This window comes from Mesorhizobium sp. M1406 (assembly GCF_040317555.1).
GTDB lineage: Bacteria > Pseudomonadota > Alphaproteobacteria > Rhizobiales > Rhizobiaceae > Mesorhizobium.
The window spans coordinates 14514-29224 of record NZ_JAMYKW010000031.1 but is presented as its reverse complement, the minus strand read 5'-3'; the positions used below and the strand labels follow the sequence as shown (position 1 = coordinate 29224).

Below are 14711 nucleotides of genomic sequence, written 5' to 3'. Positions count from 1 at the left end.
AGGGTTCACGCCGGCGTTGCCGGGCGCAGATCGACAGGATTTATGGCGAGTTGGAAGGCCTACGGGAACATAGGCGGGTAATCAGTGATGTTCGGACCCTGATCTCGTTCTGTTGCGGATGACTGGTCTTTCAGCGGCGTGTTCACGGGATTGGCGCCGTCGTCCTTGTAGTAGGAACTGTATCCATTGATGGCGGGGGCGCCGCCGAGGTGTGCGTAGAGCACCTTCGAGCCTTCGGCGAAAAACCCTTTCCGGGTCAGATCGACCAGACCTTGCATCGACTTCCCCTCGTAGACCGGGTCTGTGATCATCGCCTCGGTCCGGGCTGCAAGGCGGATCGCGTCGTTGGTTGCTTCGGACGGAATGCCGTAGGCTGGATAAGCGTAGTCTGGTTTGATCACGATCTCTTCGTCGCGAACGGAGCGCCCGAGTCCGACGAGGCTAGCGGTGTCGTCGACGATGCGGCGGACCTGCGAGCGGGTCTGTTCGAGCGTGCCGGAGGCATCAATTCCGATAACCTTGTCAGCACGATCCTGTGCCGCAAAACCAACAATCATGCCTGCTTGGGTAGAGCCGGTGACAACACAGACAATGATGTAGTCAAACGCGAAACCCAATTGCTCTTCCTGTCGAGCAACCTCTTCTGCAAAGCCGACATAGCCGAGCCCGCCGTATTTATGGACTGAAGCACCGGCCGGAATGGGATAGGGCTTTCCGCCGGCGTCTTTCACCGACCGGATCGCGTCTTCCCAGCTTTTGCGAATGCCGATGTCGAAGCCGTCGTGCACTAGCCGACTGTCAGCGCCCATCAGTCGCGTCATCAGGATGTTGCCTACCCGGTCATAGACCGCATCATGGTGCGGCACCCACCTCTCCTGGATCACGACACATTTCATGCCGATTTTCGCGGCGGTTGCTGCCACCATGCGGGTGTGGTTCGACTGAACGCCGCCGATCGAAACCAGAGTGTCCGCGCCGGAAGCGATCGCGTCCGGAATAATGTACTCGAGCTTTCTCAGCTTGTTGCCGCCCATCGCCAGACCGGAATTGCAGTCTTCGCGCTTGGCGTAGATCTGCACCTTGTTTCCAAGCGCTGCGCTCAGCCGCGGAAGATGCTCGATCGGGGTGGGCCCAAACGTTAGCGGATAGCGTTCGAACTTTTCGAGTAGCGACATTCCTATGCCCTCAATTGTCACTTTCATTGGAAAAAATGTATGTGAAACGCAGTGAAATGTGCTCTCTAATTTGATTGAAAATTCTTCAGCAATCGGGATAATCAAGGCTGATCAGAGATGTGCAAATCAAATTTCGAGGAATTATGGAAGAATCTTCCACGCCCATTCTCGACCGCACCGACATCAGGCTGCTTCGCGCCCTACAAGGCGATGGCAGACTCACCAATGCGGAGTTGGCGAACCGTGTGAACGTCAGTGCTGCAACATGTCATCGTCGTACGCAGCGCCTGTTCGATGAAGGACACATCACCGGAGTGCGTGCCGAGATAGCGCCCTTGTCCGTCGGGCTTGGCACACTGGTGATGGTCGGCTTCGTGCTGGATCGCTCGACGCCGGAGAGCTTTGGCGCATTCGAAGACGCAGTCCATAAAATGAAGGAAGTCCTGGACTGCAATCTCGTGGCTGGCGACTTCGACTACCTTCTGAAGATCCGCGTGCGCGACATGGCAGACTTCAACAAGCTTCACGGACACAAGCTGATCGCGCTGCCAGGAGTTCGCCAGACGCGAACCTTTTTCGTCATGAAAGAGGTAAAGGAGAACGCGCGCCTTCCCTTCTGACGCAAGCGGTGCGCTTTCTACACTGTCGGGATCGTGCCGCCGTCAATAACGAACTCGGATCCTGTGATACCGGCCGCGCGGTCGGAAGCGAGGAACGCGATCAGGCTTCCCACCTCCTCGGGTGTCGATGGCCGGCCGAGTGGGATGCCGCCGAGCGAACCCATGATGATGCGCATGCCCGCTTCGACATCGCCGCCATGTTCCTTGCCCAGCCGCTCCGCCAGGTGCACAGAGGACCCTGACGCGATCCAGCCGGGTGAGACCCGGGCAACGCGAACGCCTTTCGGCGAAACCTCCTTCGACAGGCTCTTGCTGTAGGTGGAGAGCGCGGCCTTCGCGGCTGCATACGCCGTCGTGGCCTCCGGCAATGGCAGCACGCCCTGTATCGACGTGACATGGATCACGACGCCGCTGCCGCGGGCCACCATCTCAGGCACGAGCTCGCGATCGAGCCGTATTGCTGGCAGCAAGTTCAGCCCCAGCTCCCTGGTCCATTCGGCATCGCTGAGAGCCATGAAGCCTCCCGCCGGCGCCGACGACCCGCCAAGCATGTGGACAATGATGTCGACGCCGCCCATCCGCTCGCGCACCCCATTGGCGAGAGCAGAACACCCTTCGGGTGTTGTCAGGTCGGCCGTCACGAAGGCGGCTTCGTCGAGTCTGCCGGGATTGGAGCGTGCACTGGTAACGATCTGGGCGCCGAGTTCCTGAAACAGGGCGACGGTTGCGGCCCCGGCGCCACGCGTGCCTGAGGTGATCAGGGCACGTTTACCCTCAAGGGTCAGGAACGGGATCATAGCACGATCTCCAGTTCCGTGATCTGTTCGCCGTCGTGAATGAAGAAGTATCTCAGATCCACGGGGCCACCGGGAAAGTTGCCGATGACGTGGCTTGTGACGACGGTGCGAGAACCTTCGGAGCCGAGCATGAACGGCTCTACGGTGTATGTATACTTCGTTGACGCGCCTGCTTTCCACCGCCGGATCGAGTCCTGTCCGACATATGTGTGACCTTCGTCCCTGACGATGGCGCCTTCGGTGAATGACCGGGCGACAGCTTCTGCATTCCGTTCTCTGTCTGCCTCGAAGTAGTCCGCTATGGGCTTGGGTAGCTTGATGCTCATTTCCATCTCCTGCCGATTGTCGGCTTCAGAGGCTGGTACGCTTGGTTCCCAACCTCATGTCGGCAAATCTAGCGATTGACATCCGATACGATAATCTGGACAAATTGGGATGTGTTGATACGAAAATCGAAACAATGCCACGCCGTAGTCTGACCGAGATCGACGCTGTCCTTGCCATTGCCCGCAAGGGATCGTTCCGCGCCGCGGCACTCGAACTCGGGCTCTCGACAACTGCGATCAGCAACGCGATCGGCAAGATCGAGCGACAGCTCGGCATCCGCTTGTTCAACCGGACAACCCGCAGTGTCTCGCTGACCGATGCCGGCCGTAGCTTTGTCGATCAGGTCGGGCCAGCTATGGATGACATCTACGGGGCGATGGACAGCGCGATGTCGCAGCAGCAAACCCCTTCGGGAACCCTGCGCATCAACGCGTTCGCCATGGCCGCCCGTGAAGCCCTCTCACCTCTCGTTCTCAAATTCGTTAGACAGTATCCAAAGGTGCATGTCGACGTGGTCACCGAGGGCCGCATCATCGACATCGTTGCCGCAGGGTTCGACCTGGGTATACGCAGTGCGGATCTTGTCCCAAGTGACATGATCGCCGTTCCGTTCGGACGCGCGCAAAGCTACGCTGTGGTGGCGTCTGCCACATATTTTGAGAAGCGTGAACAGCCCGTCAGTCCTCCCGATCTTCTTTCTCACTCCTGTATTCGAGTGAGGCTTCCCAACGGTGCGCTGTTTCGCTGGCCTTTCGAAAGAGACGGCCGATCGATCCAGATCGATGTCAAAGGACCGATCACACTCGACGAAGCGAGCCTGACGAAAACGGCTGCCTTGGAAGGGATCGGGATAGGATTCCTGTGGGAAGCAGACGTGCGTGAAGACATAGCGTCGGGACGGCTTGTGCACGTCCTGCAAGACTGGACGCCAGCGCTCTCGCCCCTATGCCTTTATTATCCAGGCCGGCGAAATCCATCAGCGGCGTTTAAAGCTTTTATCGAGATGGCACGGGCCTTCGACCGCGAGTAGGTAAAAGCGCTGTATCAGTACTGAGATCGGGGTGTCCGGAAACCTACTTTTCGTAGGGTGTTCATCGCGACCGGTCAGACGAATCTACGTGAGAATCCTGGAGTCCAGGTCAGCAGCAACCTAGTCCATCGACGTCTGCTTAGTTTTTTGCCGCCGCCGGTATGCTGACAGTCTGGAAACGGCACCATACAAGTCATTCGCTCTTCGCCCTTCGCGATGACACTTCTTGGCGCCCCAGTCTGCCAAGCCTGCAACGTTCACTGCATCGCACGGGCGCGTATATTGGGTATCTTCGATATTCTGAAACGTCACGTCATGCTGCTTCCATCTACTACCAAACAGTGGAGGCTGTGCCCGTGACACCGACGAAGCTCCTTGTCGGCCAGATAGTCGTTGTGTTCGCCATCGTCATCGTTGGCGTATGGGCGGCAACGCAATGGTGCGCCCACATGCTGGAGTATCAGCCGCAGCTTGGCGCGCCATGGTTTGCCGCGGCGGCCCGGCCGATCTACAAGCCGTGGAAACTGTTCGAATGGTGGTTTCAATTCGACGCCTATGCGCCTGAGGTCTTCGACAAGGCCGGCATGCTTGCCGGAGCCAGCGGATTCTTGGGGTGTGCGGCCGCAATAGCTGGCTCCCTCTGGCGCGCGCGGCAGAGGGGGGTGGTCACCACCTACGGTTCCTCACGATGGGCCGCGGCTCGGGAAATCGAGAAGGCAGGCCTGTTTGAGCCGGCCGGCGTTTTCCTTGGCAAACTGAAGGATCACTATCTGCGACATGACGGGCCGGAACATGTCATGGCCTTTGCGCCGACACGTTCGGGCAAGGGCGTGGGATTGGTCGTTCCAACGCTTCTTTCCTGGACCGGCTCGGCCGTCATTCACGACATCAAAGGCGAGAACTGGCAGCTGACTTCCGGCTGGCGGTCGAAGTTCTCTTTCTGCCTCCTGTTCAATCCGACCGACTCGAGATCGGCGCGCTATAACCCGCTGCTGGAAGTGCGCAGGGGTTCAGATGAGGTCCGCGACGTTCAGAACATCGCGGACATTCTCGTCGATCCGGAAGGCGCGCTGGAGCGGCGGAATCATTGGGAGAAGACTAGTCATTCACTCTTGGTCGGGGCCATCTTGCACGTGCTCTACGCGGAAGAAGAAAAGACGCTCGCGCGCGTCGCCACTTTCCTGTCGGATCCGCAACGCTCGTTTGCCGCGACACTGCTGCGGATGATGACCACCAACCACCTCGGCACGGCGGACACACCTCGGGTCCATCCCGTCGTGGCCTCGGCGGCTCGCGAGGTGCTGAACAAGTCAGAGAACGAGCGTTCTGGCGTTCTCTCGACCGCAATGTCATTTCTCGGGCTCTATCGTGATCCGACGGTTGCCTCGGCAACATCGGCCTGCGACTGGCGCATTGCCGACCTCATGGATGCGGAACGACCGATGTCGCTCTATCTAGTGGTGCCGCCATCGGATATCTCGCGCACCAAGCCACTGGTGCGACTGGTGCTCAATCAGATCGGCAGGCGACTGACGGAGCGGCTGGAAGGTGACCCGAAGAAAAGCCGCAAGTACCAACTGCTCATGATGCTAGACGAATTTCCGGCTCTTGGCCGCCTCGACTTCTTCGAGACCGCGCTCGCCTTCATGGCGGGTTACGGCATCCGCGCGTATCTGATCGCGCAATCCTTGAACCAGATCTCCAAAGCCTATGGCGAGAACAACGCCATTCTCGACAATTGCCATGTGCGCATTGCCTTTTCCTCCAACGACGAGCGCACGGCCAAACGCATATCGGATGCGCTCGGTACGGCGACGGAACTCAGGTCCATGCGCAACTACGCCGGCCACCGGCTGGCGCCCTGGCTTTCGCACGTCATGGTCAGTCGCCAGGAGACTGCTCGCCCGCTGCTGACGCCTGGCGAAGTGATGCAGTTGCCGCAAGCTGACGAATTAATCCTTGTTTCGGGGTTGCCGCCGATCCGCGCCCAGAAGTTGCGTTATTACCAGGATCCGAATTTCACCGAACGGGTGCTGCCGGCGCCGGTGTTGCGGGAGGGTCTGTACGCGGACTGTCCTGCGTCGCGCCCCGACGATTGGAGCGGACAAGTCCGCAGTGTTGACCGCCGTCTGGCTGCCGATGACGAAAACGCCGGCGCGGCAATCGAAGAAGGGAGCGGCGTGCAACAGCAGCGTCATCCCGGCCTGCCTGAAGAACACGTCGTCGTTTCTCGGGAGCCTGATCAGGATGACCTCTTCAATCTGTCGGACGATGACGCCGAGGCACCCGCAGACAAGCGCGTCATGGACCGGGTTTCTACCGCGGCGAGCGCCTACGGCCTCAACGAGGGAAGGGGCGACGACAAGGACATCATCCCCGGCTTCTGAACGCTTTCCGCAACTGAGGCGTATCTCGGCGTAGATAACGCCCATAAGCGATTTTGCGGATCTCGGCGATGTTCGTTCGCACCGCCGGCGCATCAGCGCCGGCCAGTCGGAACGAGACGTATGAAGCCCCATCGCATTCGCCACCAGTTTCTGCTCGAACCCGAATTGAGCGAGAAGCTGGAAACCCTCAGCCGCAACCCGTCGACCACGAAATCGGCTATCGTCGCGAAAGCGGTCGAGGCCTTCATCGAACGGCGTGGTGAAAACGAGCTCGACCAGCGCTACGGCAAGCGGCTGGACCGTCTTTCCCGCGATCTCGACCATGTCAGGCGCGACGCCGAAATAACTCTGGAGAGCCTGGCGCTCTTAATCCGCTTTTCAATCACGCTTCATGCCCACACGCCAATTCCGGATCGGGCGACACAGGCGATCGCCCAAGAGCGCTTTGACAAATTCGTCGAGCAGGTCGGTCGCCAGATTGCCTCCGGGAAGCGCTCGCTTGGTTACGGCAATGGCAACGGAGGCGAAGGATGAACTCTCATCCCGCAGCGGACCACCGCCGCCGAGCCATGCTGCGCACAGCCATGGGCGCCGCGATCACCGAGGCCCTTTCCGATTCGACCGTCATCGAGGTGATGGTCAATCCCGATGGCACGCTCAGGCTAGACCGGTTGGGAGAAGGCCGGGTCGATACAGGCGTGCATATGCATCCTTCCGAGGCGGAACGCATCATCCGGCTCGTCGCCTCCCATGTACGCGCCGAGGCGCATGCAGATAGTCCGATTGTCAGTGCCGAATTGCCATCAGGCGAGCGCTTCGAGGGTCTGCTACCGCCGGTCGTGCTGGCGCCATGCTTCGCTATCCGCAAACCGGCGGCAAAACTCTACACGCTGGCCAACTATGTCGCCGATCGCGTCATGCTCCCGCTGCAGGCTGATGCCCTGAGGAAGGCGGTTCGCGAGCGGCGCAACATCCTGGTCGCCGGCGGCACATCGTCGGGCAAAACGACACTTACCAATGCTCTACTGGCAGAAGTCGCCGAATGCGATGAGCGGGTGATCCTAATTGAGGACACCCGCGAGCTGCAATGCGCGGCCAAGGATTGCGTTGCCATGAGGACGAGGCGGGGCTCCATCACACTCGCCGATCTCTTACGCTCGACCTTACGGCTGAGGCCCGACCGAATCATCGTCGGCGAAGTCAGAGGCGCGGAAGCGCTCGATATGTTGAAGGCATGGAACACCGGACATCCCGGCGGCATTGCCACGGTTCACGCCAATTCGGCACGCTCCGCACTCTATCGTATTGAGCAGCTCGCCCAGGAAGCCGTTGTCACCGTTCCCCGCCGGCTGATCGCCGATGCCGTCGACTTGGTCATCTTTATTGCCGGAAGAGGGCCCGCGCGCCGCGTTGACGCGATCGCCGAGGTCACGGGTCTCGACGGCAGCGGCGATTACGCCGTCACCCCGCTCACCCTTCCGCAACTCCAGCAGCTTTGAAAGGTCGTCTCATGCGCAGGAAAATTTGCTTTCTTTCGTCCGCCGCCGTCGCGCTTCTTCTCACGGCCCAGGCCCACGCTGCCGGCTCCGGCATGCCGTGGGAACAGCCGCTGCAGCAGATTCTGGAATCGGTGCAGGGGCCGGTCGCCAAGATCATCGCGGTGATCATCATCATCACCACCGGCCTGACCCTTGCCTTCGGCGACACGGCGGGCGGTTTCCGCCGGCTGATCCAGATCGTCTTCGGCCTGTCGATCGCCTTCGCGGCCTCGAGCTTCTTTCTTTCCTTCTTCTCCTTTGGCGGCGGGGCAGTCGTCTGATGAGCACCGGAGAGCAGCATATCGAAGGCTTCGAGGTTCTGGTCCATCGGGCGCTCACCGAGCCGATCCTGCTCGGCGGCGCGCCGCGGGCGGTGGCGATCCTCAATGGCACGGTGGCCGCGGCCATCGGCCTAGGCCTGCAGCAGTGGATTGCCGGTCTGATCCTCTGGATCGCCGGCCACACGCTCGCGGTCTTTGCCGCACGGCGTGATCCGGATTTTGCCAGCGTGCTTGTCCGTCATCTTCGTCAAAAGGGCTGGCTTGCATGCTGAAGCTTTCCGAATACCGCGGCAAAGCCGACCGGCTTGCCGACCATCTGCCGTGGGCAGCACTCGTCGCGCCCGGCATCGTGCTCAACAAGGATGGCAGCTCCCAGCGGACATTGCGGTTTCGTGGCCCCGACCTTGAAAGCGCGACGGAGGCCGAACTTATCGGCATATGCGCGCGGGCAAACAATGCGCTGAAAAGGCTCGGCTCCGGCTGGGCATTATTCTTCGAGGCCGAGCGCAGCGAAGCGCTGGGCTATCCCAGCTCGGCGCTTCCCGATGCTGCCTCATGGCTGATCGATGAGGAACGGCGCGCGGCCTTCGAGGGCAAGGTCGCGCATTTCGAGAGCATCTATCATCTGACCTTGGTCTTCATGCCTGGGCCCGATGGCCAAGCGCGCGCGGAAAGTGCTCTCGTCGACTCGCATGACTTGGGAGGGGAAAGAGACTGGCGCCAGGAGCTTGCCCGGTTCCGAGACGAGACTGACCGCGTTCTCGATCTTCTTTCGGGCTTCGTGCCCGAGGTGCGCGCGCTCGACGATGCCGAGACCCTGACGTACCTGCACGGCACGATCTCGACACGCCGTCATCCGGTCGCCGTGCCGGAAACGCCAATGTATCTCGACGGCGTCCTGGTTGACGCGCCGCTGACCGGCGGCCTAGAGCCGATGCTGGGCGAGCAGCATCTGCGCACGCTCACAGTTCTCGGCTTTCCGAACGTCACCCGGCCAGGAATCCTTGATGCGCTCAATAACCAGGATTTCGCCTATCGCTGGGTGACGCGCTTCATTCCACTCGACAAGGCGGAAGCCACGAAGACGCTGACTCGGCTCCGCCGGCAGTGGTTTGCCAAGCGCAAATCGATCGCGGCTATTCTGCGCGAGGTGGTGACCAACGAACCGGTGCCTCTCGTCGACAGCGACGCCGACAACAAGGCGCTCGATGCCGATGCAGCACTGCAGGCATTGGGCGGCGATCATGTCGGCTTCGGCTATCTCACCACAACGGTGACGGTGTGGGATCAGAACCGTAAAGCCGCCGCGGAAAAGCTTCGCGCCGTCGAGCGGATCGTCAACGGGCTCGGCTTCACCACCATTCGCGAAAGCATCAATGCCGTCGAAGCGTGGCTTGGTTCATTGCCGGGTCATGTCTACGCCAACGTTCGCCAGCCGCTCGTTCACACGCTTAACCTTGCCCATCTCGTGCCGCTGTCGTCCGTGTGGGCAGGTCCAGCGGAGAACGAGCACCTTGCCGAGGTCACCGGCGATTACGCTCCGCCGCTTCTTTTCGCCGAAACCAGCGGCTCGACGCCGTTTCGGCTTTCGACCCATATCGGCGATGTCGGCCACATGCTGATTGTCGGGCCGACCGGTGCCGGCAAGTCGGTTCTGCTTGCCCTGATCGCTTTGCAGTTCCGGCGCTACGCTGGCGCGCAAATCTATGTCTTCGACAAAGGCAATTCGGCCCGCGCCGCCGCGCTTGCCATGGGCGGCGACCACCATGCGTTGGGTGCGAATGGTGCGCTTGGTTTCCAGCCGCTGCGCCACATCGACGACCCGGCCACACAGAGCTGGGCGGCCGAATGGATCGCCGGCCTCATTGCCCACGAGAATGTCACCGTCACCCCGGAGGTGAAGGAGGCAATCTGGTCGGCGCTCACCAGCCTCGCCACCGCGCCGGCGCAGGAACGCACGCTGACTGGCCTGTCGGTCCTGCTTCAGTCCAATGCGCTCAAATCGGCGTTGATGCCCTACACGCTCGACGGTCCATTCGGCCGGCTGCTCGATGCCGATGACGACCGGCTGGCCATCTCGGATGTCCAGTGTTTCGAGACCCAGGAGCTGATGCACAGCCAAGGCGCTGTGCTGCCTGTGCTCACCTATCTGTTCCATCGTCTTGAGGACCGGTTTGACGGGCGGCCGACGCTGCTCATGCTCGACGAGGCCTGGGTCTATCTCGACAACCCGCTCTTTGCCGCCCGCATCCGCGAATGGCTGAAGGTGCTGCGTAAGAAAAACGTCTCCGTCATCTTCGCGACGCAGTCGCTTGCCGACATCGCCGGCTCTTCTATCGCACCCGCAGTAATCGAGAGCTGCCCGCAGCGCATTTTTCTCCCCAATGATCGTGCGGTGGAGCCGCAGGCACGGGCAGCCTATGAGCGCTTCGGTCTTAATGAGCGACAGATCGAATTGGTCGCCCGCGCCACGCCGAAGCGCCACTACTATCTGCAGTCGCGCCGCGGCAATCGCCTTTTCGAGCTCGGGCTAGGCCCGATCGCTCTTGCGCTTTGCGGCGCCTCCGACCCGGCCGCGCAGACCCTGATCGACAATATTCTTTCCGAAGAAGGGCGAGGCAGCTTTGCCGCCCGTTTCTTCAGTGCGCGCGGCCTGGATTGGGCTGCCGAGCTTCTCCAGCAATTTCCTCAACCTAACAAGGAGCAATCGTCATGATCGGACGCCGCCTTTTTACTAGCCTGGTCACCGTTTCCCTGATCGCCAAACCGATGGCTGACTACGTCCAGCCGGCCTATGCGCTCATCGTGTTTGACCCGTCCAACTATACGCAGAATGTGCTGTCGGCAGCACGCGCATTGGAGCAGATCAACAACCAAATCCAGTCGCTTCAGAACCAGGCGACCATGCTGCAGAACATGGCGCGCAACCTTCAGCGCCTGGATTTCTCTTCCGTGGGCCAGCTTACCGGCTCGCTCCAACGGATTGACGGTCTGATGACCCAGGCGAGCGGCCTGAGCTTCGATCTCGATAAGCTGCAGGACCAGTGGCGCCGGCAATATCCGGAAAGCTACGACGCCACCATCAAGGTCAGCGATGTGGCGAGCGCCGCGCGCGAGCGCTGGCAGAGCGCCATGCAGGCGTTCCGCCAGACCATGAGCGCGCAGTCGCAGATCGTCGAGAACGTGCAGGCCGATGGCGACCTGCTTACCGACCTCGTCAATCGCAGTCAGGGCGCGGCAGGTGCCCTCGAGGCAAGCCAGGCCACCAATCAGCTGATCGCGCTTTCGACCAAGCAGCAGATGCAGATCCAGACGCTGCTTGCGACCCAGTTCCGGGCCGAGGCCGAGGATGCGGCGCGCAAGGCGCAGTCCGAGGAAGCCGCTCGCGAGACGACGAAGCGTTTCCTGGGCACCGGCACGGCTTATCCCGGCAACTGATCGTCAGCTCTTTAAGACAACGAGGAAGGCGGCGACATGAACGACCTCGGAGTCATCGATCGCTTCATGGAGACCTTTATCCGCTACATTGACAGTGGGTTCGGTCTGCTTTCGGGCGACGTTGCCTTTCTCACCACCATTCTGATGGGCATTGACATCACGCTCGCGGGCCTGGTCTGGGCGTTCGGCGGCGAGCCCAACATTCTTGGCCGGCTTGTTCGCAAAGTGCTCTATGTCGGCGCCTTCGCCTTCGTCCTGAACAATTTCAAGAACCTCGCCGACATAATTTACCGCTCCTTTGCCGGTCTCGGCATAAACGCATCGGCCGGCAACCTGCCCGCCGACAGTCTCCTACGGCCAGGCCGCATTGCCGCGGCCGGCTTTGAGGGCGCCTGGCCGCTCCTCAATCAAGCGAGCCAGCTAGTAGGCTTCCCCGAGATCTTCGGTAACGCGCTCACCATCTTCGTGCTGCTTCTGGCCTGGTTCCTGGTCCTCATCGCCTTCTTCATTCTTTCCATCCAGCTCTTCATCACCATCCTCGAGTTCAAGCTCACCACGCTGGCCGGCTTCGTCCTGGTGCCCTTCGCGCTCTGGAACCGCTCGGCGTTTCTGGCCGAGCGCGTGCTCGGCAATGTGATTTCGTCGGGCATCAAGGTGATGGTGCTTGCCGTCATCGTCGGCATCGGCTCCACGCTCTTTGGCGAGTTCGCGTCCGCCCTGCAGGGCCAGGAGCCGGACCTGGCGGCGGCCATGTCTCAGGTGCTGGGTGCGCTGGCGCTGCTTGGGCTCGGCATTTTCGGCCCCGGGATTGCCTCGGGTCTTGTTTCCGGCGCGCCGCAGCTTGGCGCCGGCGCGGCACTTGGAACAACGGCGGCCGCAGCTGGATCAACGCTCGTTGCCGGAGGCGCTGCGTTTGCCGGCGCGCGCATGGCAACAGGCGGCGGCCTCGCCGCAGTCCGTGCCGGCACCGCCATGGGGTCCGCTGCCACCGTCGCTTGGCAGACGGGGCGCGCGACATCGCCCGAGTCCGGGCTGTCCGGGGTAGCTGCTGGGCTGCAGGGGGTTGCGAGTGCCGCTAGCGGCGCCGCGATGCGGGGAATGCGATCCGCAGCAGAACCATTCAGCCGTTGTGCCGACGCCGGTCGCGATGCCGGCTGGACCGCGACCGGCGGCATGCCGACCGCGTCAAAGACAGGAACCTCGCCCGCTGCAGCCTCTGACCCCGCGCCGGTCTGGGCAAGGCGTCTGCGTTCCGAACAGACCGCACGCGCCCATCGCAATGCTGCCACGCAGGCGGTGCGCGATGGAGATCGGGGCGGAAGCGGCGCCAATCCCTCCCTCAATGACAAGGAAGACTAGATGCTCTTCAAGCGACCCGTTCAGCGTTATGGAAAGACGCCCGAACCCGTAACACCCTACCAGAAGGCCAGCCAACTCTGGGATGAGCGCATCGGCACGGCGCGCGTCCAGGCCAAGAACTGGCGCTTCATGGCCTTTGGCTGCCTGGCTCTGACGACGGGGCTTTCCGGTGGGCTTCTGTGGCAATCGATGCAGGGCCGCGTCGTGCCTTATGTCGTCGAGGTCGACCGCTTTGGCGAGGCGCACGCGGTCGCGCCGGCAGTCCAAAACTACCAGCCCGACGATGCCCAGATCGCCTGGCATCTCAGCCGCTTCATCCAGAATGTTCGTTCGATTTCCACCGATGCGGTTCTGGTGCGGCAGAATTGGCTGTCGGCCTACGACTTTGCCACCGACCGAGCGGCGCTCTTCCTCAACGAATATGCCAAGGCGAACGACCCTTTCGGCCAAATCGGCACGCGCAGCGTGTCAGTGCAGGTGACCAGCGTGGTCAGGGCTTCCGACAGCTCGTTCCAGGTCAAATGGACCGAGCAGGTGTTCGAGCGCGGCAGCCTCGCCAGCACGACGCGCTGGATCGGGATCCTCACCATCCTCATCCGCCCGCCTAGGACAACCGAGCAGCTGCGCAAGAACCCGCTCGGCGTCTTCATCAACGCCATCGACTGGTCGCGCGAGCTCGACAGCGCCGCGCCAACCCCCGTTTCCCCTAAGGAGCCCGCCAATGACAAATAGAGCCCAATTGCTTCGTGCTGCCTTGATCCTGTCGGCGTCTGCTGCGGTTCTTTCGGCCTGTGCCTCGAAGCCAGTGCCGCCGCCTCAGATTTCCTATGACCACGAGGACTTCAAACCAGCCGCGATCGAGAAGGCGCCGGAGAAGCCGGTCAAGGTCGTGGAAGTGCCGAAACCGTTACCGTTGCCTGGTCAGTTGATGCCCGCACCCGGCAAGCCCGCCCCAGATAAGCGCTCGCCGGAAGAACAGGTCGCCGATGCCAACAAGGCGGCGACGCAACAACCCACCAAGTTTGGCTATGTCAATGCGGTGCAGGTTTACCCCTTTGCCGACGGCGCGCTCTACCAGCTCTACGCCGCGCCGGAGCGCGTCACCGATATCTCATTGCAGCGGGGCGAGAAGCTGACCTCGGTCTCAGCCGGCGATACGGTCCGTTGGGTGATCGGTGACACCGTTAGTGGCTCAGGCGATGACCAGCGCACTCATGTGCTGGTGAAGCCATTCGCGCCGGGGCTTGCCACCAACCTGGTCATCACGACGGACAGGCGATCCTATCACCTGCAGCTTCAAAGCACTGAGAAAACTGCCATGGCGGCGCTCTCCTGGATTTACAGCGAAGACCAACTCGTGGCGCTTCGGCGGCGCAACGCTCAGGCCGAGGCTGAAATGCCCGCGGCCTCGAACGTAGCACTCGAAAACATCCGCTTCCGCTATTCGATCGCCGGCGACACGCCACCATGGAGACCGACGCGCGCCTTTGATGATGGCAGCAGGGTCTATATCGAATTCCCGCGCCGTATAGACCAAGGTGAGGCGCCGCCGCTCTTCATCGTCGGAGCCGACGGGGACAACCAGCTCGTCAACTATCGCATGCGCGGCAACTACTACATCGTCGATCGCCTCTTTGCTGCGGCCGAGCTAAGGCTGGGCACCAAACAGCAGCAGGTGGTGCGCATTACGAGAACCGACGGTCGGAAACCGCCGCGGCGGGTTTCGCTGTTTTCGCGTTTTGGCAGGTGAGGGGAGGCT

At 61.5% G+C, this 14711-nt stretch carries 15 protein-coding genes; 12 read left to right on the top strand and 3 right to left on the bottom strand.

Annotated elements, in window-relative coordinates; all coding sequences use genetic code 11:
• Window positions 1-59 precede the first annotated feature (59 nt).
• On the bottom strand, window positions 60-1175 hold the full coding sequence (locus NKH03_RS22645; protein WP_352722651.1) for a 1-aminocyclopropane-1-carboxylate deaminase: 1116 nt from the start codon (window positions 1173-1175) through the stop codon (window positions 60-62).
• 143 nt (window positions 1176-1318) lie between these two features.
• Between NKH03_RS22645 and NKH03_RS22640 the strand changes: the two genes are divergently transcribed.
• Window positions 1319-1795 (top strand): Lrp/AsnC family transcriptional regulator, encoded by a 477-nt coding sequence (locus NKH03_RS22640; RefSeq protein WP_352970628.1) that lies wholly within the window; start codon window positions 1319-1321, stop codon window positions 1793-1795.
• A gap of 17 nt (window positions 1796-1812) precedes the next feature.
• On the opposite strand, the gene NKH03_RS22635 is transcribed toward NKH03_RS22640, so the two are convergent.
• Together NKH03_RS22635 and NKH03_RS22630 are read right to left on the bottom strand one after the other, a co-directional pair.
• Window positions 1813-2592 carry an SDR family oxidoreductase gene (locus tag NKH03_RS22635; RefSeq protein WP_352722653.1) on the bottom strand — a complete coding sequence of 260 codons (780 nt, stop codon included), beginning with the start codon at window positions 2590-2592 and terminating at the stop codon, window positions 1813-1815.
• Window positions 2589-2918 (bottom strand): nuclear transport factor 2 family protein, encoded by a 330-nt coding sequence (locus NKH03_RS22630; RefSeq protein ID WP_352970626.1) that lies wholly within the window; start codon window positions 2916-2918, stop codon window positions 2589-2591. The genes NKH03_RS22635 and NKH03_RS22630 overlap by 4 nt, the downstream gene beginning before the upstream one ends.
• A 134-nt stretch (window positions 2919-3052) precedes the next feature.
• Here NKH03_RS22630 and NKH03_RS22625 point away from each other — a divergent pair, with 134 nt between their 5' ends.
• The 11 genes from NKH03_RS22625 to trbG all read left to right on the top strand — a co-directional run bounded on the left by NKH03_RS22625 (window position 3053) and on the right by trbG (window position 14702).
• Window positions 3053-3949, top strand: a complete 897-nt coding sequence (locus NKH03_RS22625; RefSeq protein ID WP_352722681.1) for a LysR family transcriptional regulator — start codon at window positions 3053-3055, stop codon at window positions 3947-3949.
• Between the two features lie 356 nt (window positions 3950-4305).
• Window positions 4306-6336: a conjugal transfer protein TraG gene (locus NKH03_RS22620; RefSeq protein ID WP_352970637.1), complete on the top strand. Its 2031-nt coding sequence runs from the start codon at window positions 4306-4308 to the stop codon at window positions 6334-6336.
• 120 nt (window positions 6337-6456) lie between these two features.
• The gene (locus NKH03_RS22615; RefSeq protein ID WP_023708017.1) at window positions 6457-6870 is read left to right on the top strand and encodes a CopG family transcriptional regulator; all 414 of its coding nucleotides are present in this window, start codon (window positions 6457-6459) and stop codon (window positions 6868-6870) included.
• Window positions 6867-7835 carry a P-type conjugative transfer ATPase TrbB gene (gene trbB, locus NKH03_RS22610; RefSeq protein ID WP_352722655.1) on the top strand — a complete coding sequence of 323 codons (969 nt, stop codon included), beginning with the start codon at window positions 6867-6869 and terminating at the stop codon, window positions 7833-7835. Before NKH03_RS22615 ends, trbB begins: the two co-directional genes overlap by 4 nt.
• Window positions 7836-7846: 11 nt before the next feature.
• Window positions 7847-8155 (top strand): TrbC/VirB2 family type IV secretion system protein, encoded by a 309-nt coding sequence (locus NKH03_RS22605; RefSeq protein ID WP_352722656.1) that lies wholly within the window; start codon window positions 7847-7849, stop codon window positions 8153-8155.
• On the top strand, window positions 8155-8427 hold the full coding sequence (locus NKH03_RS22600) for a VirB3 family type IV secretion system protein (RefSeq protein WP_023689361.1): 273 nt from the start codon (window positions 8155-8157) through the stop codon (window positions 8425-8427). Before NKH03_RS22605 ends, NKH03_RS22600 begins: the two co-directional genes overlap by 1 nt.
• Entirely contained in the window at window positions 8421-10871 is a 2451-nt protein-coding gene (gene trbE / locus NKH03_RS22595) for a conjugal transfer protein TrbE (RefSeq protein ID WP_352722657.1), read from the top strand. The genes NKH03_RS22600 and trbE overlap by 7 nt, the downstream gene beginning before the upstream one ends.
• Window positions 10868-11593, top strand: coding sequence for a P-type conjugative transfer protein TrbJ (trbJ, locus tag NKH03_RS22590; RefSeq protein ID WP_023697876.1), 726 nt, complete (start codon window positions 10868-10870; stop codon window positions 11591-11593). Before trbE ends, trbJ begins: the two co-directional genes overlap by 4 nt.
• Before the next feature lie 36 nt (window positions 11594-11629).
• Window positions 11630-12952: a P-type conjugative transfer protein TrbL gene (gene trbL / locus NKH03_RS22585; RefSeq protein WP_352722658.1), complete on the top strand. Its 1323-nt coding sequence runs from the start codon at window positions 11630-11632 to the stop codon at window positions 12950-12952.
• Window positions 12953-13684, top strand: coding sequence for a conjugal transfer protein TrbF (trbF, locus tag NKH03_RS22580; RefSeq protein WP_352722659.1), 732 nt, complete (start codon window positions 12953-12955; stop codon window positions 13682-13684).
• Window positions 13674-14702 carry a P-type conjugative transfer protein TrbG gene (gene trbG, locus NKH03_RS22575; protein ID WP_031259890.1) on the top strand — a complete coding sequence of 343 codons (1029 nt, stop codon included), beginning with the start codon at window positions 13674-13676 and terminating at the stop codon, window positions 14700-14702. Before trbF ends, trbG begins: the two co-directional genes overlap by 11 nt.
• Window positions 14703-14711 lie beyond the last annotated feature (9 nt).